The organism is Variovorax sp. P1_H12_2 (assembly GCF_056405335.1).
In genome coordinates this window covers 1-5,026 of the sequence record NZ_JBFUCI010000449.1, presented here as the reverse complement: position 1 = coordinate 5,026, position 5,026 = coordinate 1, and the positions used below count along the sequence as shown (strand labels likewise).

Sequence of the window (5,026 nt, the reverse complement as noted above, 5' to 3'; positions counted from 1 at the left end):
GCTGATGCCGCTGGCGACGTGCCCCGAGGGCACATGGCGCGCGGCCGCATCGACGTGGCCGGTCTGGTCGTCGAAGAAGAAGTCGGGCTCGAACTCGCGCAGGAACTCGCCCTTGGGAAGGCCGCCGAGAAACATCGCCTCGTCGACCTTGATATTCCAGTTCATCAGCGTTCGGATCGCGCGCTCGTGCGCCGGCGCGCTGCGCGCGGTGACCAGCGCGGTGCGGATGCGCATGACGGGGCTGCTGGCCTGCTGCAACCGATGCAGCGCCGCCAGCAGCGGCTTGAACGGCCCTTCGGGCAGCGGCATTCCGGCCTTGGAGGACTCGTGCAGCTGGAAGGCATCGAGCCCCTCGGCCTGGAAGACGCGCTCGGCCTCGTCGCTGAACAGCACGGCATCGCCGTCGAAGGCGATGCGGACTTCGTTCGGATAGGCGTCGCTCGCGTGCACCGACTCGACCAACACGCGCGCCGCAGGAAAGCCGGCGACCAGCGCCTCGCGCACGTCATCGGCGTTGACCGACAGGAAGAGGTGGGCGCGCAGCGGCCGCAGGTAGCCGAAAGGCGGCCGGCCCTGCGTGAACACGCCGCGCTGCAGCGAGATGCCGTTGGCCACGCCCGAGCGGAACACGCGCATGCCCGACACCGGGTCGTTGCGCGACAGGATCACCACCTCGACCCGCTGCTGGCCGTCGTCATTGAAGCGCAGCAGCTTGCGCACCAGCGAGTAGGCGATGCCGGGCCGGGCCGGTACGTCGAGCCGTTCGAGCTGCAGCTTCATGTAGCCGGCGTCGTCACCGGATTCGAAGATGCGGTTTTCTTCCTCAAGATTGAAGAGGGCCCGCGAGGAGATTGCGACCACCAGCTTGTCGTCCAGGGAGACCGCCATGGGCTACTTCACGAATTGGTTCAATTGGATGATCGGCATCAGCACCGCCAGCACGATCAGCATCACGACGCCACCCATCGCGACGATCAGCAGCGGCTCGAGGATGGTCGCCAGGTGCATCGCCCGGCGCTGCACTTCGGCGCCCAGCTGGTTGGCCGCGCGCTGCAGCATCAGCGGCAGGGTGCCGGTCTGCTCGCCGAGGCGCGCGAACATCGAGACGATGCCGGGAAAGCGCTTCTTCTGCGCCAGCGCGGAGGCCAGCGGCGCGCCTTCGCGCACCAGCACCAGGGCGTCGAGCGCATCGGCACGCATCGCGCTGTTGCTGAGCGTCTCGGAGGCGGCCTGCAGTGCGCGCAGGATCGGCACGCCTGCGGTCGCCAGCATCGCCAGCGTGCTGGCGAAGCGCGCCGCGTTGTAGCCGCGGGCCAGCTTGCCGACCAGCGGCAGGTTGAGCCAGGCGGCGTCGAAGCGCTCGCGGATCGCGGCGCGCGCCAGCGCCATGCGGGCCGCGATCACGCCCAGCACGATCACGATCAATGCCAGCCAGCCGTAGTTGCGCACCAGCGCGCTGAGGCCGAGCATGCCGACCGTGAGGATCGGCAGTGCGCGCTTGGTGCCGGCAAACACGTTGGCCACCTGCGGCACCACGTAGCTCACGAGGAAGATCACGATCACGATCGCGACCAGCGTCACGATCGCCGGATAGACTGCCGCGCCGACCAGCTTCTGCTGCAGCGCCTGGCGCTGTTCGAGGTCGTCGGCAAGGCGCTCGAGCACCAGGCCCAGGTTGCCGCTCTGCTCGCCGGCGCCGATCACGGCGGTGTAGATCGGCGAGAACTCGCGCGGGTGCTGGCTGAGTGCACGGCCGAACGGAGAGCCGGCATTGACCTCGGCACGCAGCGAGGCGACCAGATTGCGCTGTTCTTCGGTCTCGGCCTCGTCGGTCAGAGCGGTCAAGGCGCGTTCCAGCGACAGGCCCGAGGACACCAGCCCCGCGATCTGCCGCGTCCAGACCGCCAGCGTGGTCGAGTTGAAGACCCGTCCGCCGCCGTACAGCCGGCGCCAGCCGCCGACCGCGGGCACGCCGCTCTCGACGCTGCCGACGGTCGTCAGGGCCAGCGGAATCAGCGCCTGGGCGCGCAGCATGCCGCGTGCGGCGCGCGCGGTGTCGGCCTCGACCACGCCCTTGCGGGCCTGGCCTTGGGAATCGATGGCTTCGAAGGAGTAGGCAGGCATGAGGACCGTCAGCAGAATGAATATGCGAACCCGCATTGTCGACGCTTGGCGAGCCTTTTTCGTCGGGCTGCTTCCCCACGATCGCGCCCTGTTCGTTCGGCCGCGAGGCGCTGCCCGTGGCGCGCGTCTATGTACTAGTGGTTAACACTGGACGCGATCTCATTGACCGGCAGAAAAGGTCGCACTTAGAATTTGCGCACAGGTTCAGATTTCAAGACCATCTGTGAGATGGCTTTGTCGCGCCTGTAAGGTTTGCATCGTTCTCTTGCGGATTATTCCAATGGAGACAACTGTGCAACCCAACGCGATCAAGATCCGTGGCATCGACGATGTCATCGCCTACCTGGACTCACGCCAGGGCATCGTAGGCCGAGCTTCCACCATCTGGTGGTTGGCGCTGGGCGGATTGTTCCTCGACGCCTTTTCCAATTCCGCGCTGAGCGCTGGCCTCGGGCCTATGACGCGCGACCTTCATCTCACCGCCGGTCAGGTGGCGTTGATGACTTCGTTCGCCTCCTGGGTGGCCATCGTCTTCAACCCGGTTGGCGGCTGGATGGCGGACCGCTGGGGGCGCATCCGCCCGCTCGTGCTCGCCAAGTTCCTTGCTGTGGTTGGCGCCGTGCTGGTGGTGTTCGCTCCCAGCTTCGAGATGATCCTGGTCGGCCGCTTCTTCGTCGGCGCCGCCTACGGCATCGACTTCGCGATTGCCATGGCCGTGCTAGCGGAATTCACACCCGCAAAGCTGAAGAGCCGGCTCAACACCTGGCAGGGCATGTGGTACGCGGCGGTCTGCACCAATCTCCTTCTGGCGCTGCTGTTCTACTCCTGGGATGTAGGCGATTCGATCTGGCGCTATTCCGTGGCTGCCACTGCAGTTTTTGGCGTCACGATCCTCGCGCTGCAACTCGCGCTGCTGGTCGAGAGCCCCATCTGGCTCGCGCGAAAGGAGCGACTCGACGAAGCCGCGCGCGCCATGAGCCGCATCTACGGCGAGCTTTTCGTAGCCGCGCCGAAGCACGAGCGCATTCCGGTCATCAACCAGGCCCGTCGCGGTGCAGCCAACGTCCTGCTGATCTTTCGCGGCGCCTACCTGCCTCGCACGATCCTCGCGGCGACGGTGCAGATCGGTCAGTCGATCCAGTATTTCGCAGTGGGCTGGTACCTGCCGTTGATCAGCGCAACGCTGTTCGGCAAGGACTTCGCTCAAGCCACCATCGGCGCGCTCGCCTTCAATGTCTTCGGCATCTTCGGCGGCTTCCTGTCGCCATGGATCGGCCGCAAACTGGGCTTGCGCCGCGCTTCGGCCTTTGGATTCGCCATGGTGTTCCTTATGCTGCTGACGCTCGGCCTGTTCCACGGTCGCATGCCGCTGTGGCTGGCCGTGATCGTTCCTTCGCTCTTCATCCTCTTTCATTCGGGCGGTCCCGGCGCGAACGGCAAGAGCCTGTCGTCACTCTCGTTCCGCAGCGAATTGCGTGCGGGAGCCAACGGCATCATCGGCGCGCTGGGCTCGATCGGCGCGGCGCTCGGCTTGCTGGTCTTTCCGCTGTTCCGGGAGAAGTACGGCCTCGAACATACCTTCCTCATTCTCGCGGTCGTGCCGCTGGTCGCAAGCGTCATCTGCTTTGCGATCCGCTGGGACCCGACGCGCACCACCATCAACCCGGACAACGAACCCGATGCACCTCAGTTCGACGAGGACAAGCAATCGAATGCCGAATCGCCGCAACTGGCCGCGGGGAGAGTGAACTGATGACGACCATTCAGGATGTGATCCTCTGCATCGACGAGGGCACCTCGGGGACGCGAGCGGCCATCGTCGGACGCGACGGTCACGTCTCATGCCTCGAGTACGCGCCGCTGCGGGTCGACACGCCGCGCTCCGGCGTGGTTGAGCAGGACGCCAACGCGATCCTCGACAAGACCATCGAGGTCTGCCGCGCCACTATCGCGCGTGCCCGATCGGAACGGCAACGCATTGTCGCGCTGGCCATTGCGACGCAGCGTTGTTCGGCCGTGCTCTGGGACACCGGCACCGGCCGCGCACTGGTGCCGGTCATGGTGTGGCAGGACACCCGCTACGTCAGTGAACTGGATCAGCTTGCACCCGCCTGGGACAAGCTCCTGAAGGAGCAGATCGGCCGGCCGGTCGGGGTGCGTTCGCCCTACCTCTGGGCCACACACCACATGCGCGAGACCGAGCCGGTTGCCCGCGCCCTCAAGGAGCGCCGCCTCGCCTTCGGAACCGTCGACAGCTGGTTGCTGTGGCACCTCTCGACGCAGCGCGCCTGTGTGACGACGCCGACCAACGTGACCTCCGGCAACGCCTACGTCATGGCCGAACACCGCTACCAGTCGGACTGGATCGATGCGCTCGGCTTTCCTCGAGAGCTGCTTCCCGAACTGCGTGAAGACGCGGATGACTTCGGCCGCACTCGCACCGAGCTGCTCGGCATCGACGTGCCCATCCTCGCTTGTGCCGGCGATCAGCATGCGGGCGCCATCGGCCTGGGCTGCCTCGACCGCGAGCAGGCCATGTGCGTCCACGGCACAGGCAGCTTCGTCGACGTGATCACCGGACCCGTGCTGCCTGTCCATGCAGGCCAGCATGACGGCACCCTCACCATGACAGCGCGGCGTGCGCACGGCGTTTCGCATTTCGCGGTGGAGACCTATGTGGCAACGACCGGCTCCGCGTTGAACTGGGTCTGCGAGAAACTGCAATGGTTCGACAACGCCGAGCAGATCAGCGCCATGGCCGCGACCGTCAGTTCATCTCGCGATGTCACCTTTGTTCCAACGCTGACCGGCCTGCGCGTCCCTGCCATGGAGCCCGGCGCGCGTGCGTCGCTGACTGGCATCTCGATGGCGACCACACGTGCCGAAGTCGCCCGGGCCATCC

Annotated in this window: 4 protein-coding genes; 2 read left to right on the top strand and 2 right to left on the bottom strand. The window is 66.2% G+C overall.

The features are described 5' to 3' along the window. Both AC1D2K_RS29720 and gspF read right to left on the bottom strand, forming a co-directional pair. The coding region (locus tag AC1D2K_RS29720) for a 5'-nucleotidase (RefSeq protein WP_478093406.1) at positions 1–888 on the bottom strand (888 nt) is incomplete at its 3' end. 3 nt (positions 889–891) lie between these two features. Continuing rightward, complete coding sequence (gene gspF, locus AC1D2K_RS29715; RefSeq protein WP_478093404.1) at positions 892–2,124, bottom strand: type II secretion system inner membrane protein GspF; 1,233 nt, start codon at positions 2,122–2,124, stop codon at positions 892–894. A 292-nt stretch (positions 2,125–2,416) separates the two neighbouring features. Here gspF and AC1D2K_RS29710 point away from each other — a divergent pair, with 292 nt between their 5' ends. Then, complete coding sequence (locus AC1D2K_RS29710; protein ID WP_478093402.1) at positions 2,417–3,877, top strand: MFS transporter; 1,461 nt, start codon at positions 2,417–2,419, stop codon at positions 3,875–3,877. Then, positions 3,877–5,026: FGGY family carbohydrate kinase (locus AC1D2K_RS29705; RefSeq protein ID WP_478093400.1), on the top strand; the 1,150-nt coding region annotated here is incomplete at its 3' end. The genes AC1D2K_RS29710 and AC1D2K_RS29705, both read left to right, overlap by 1 nt.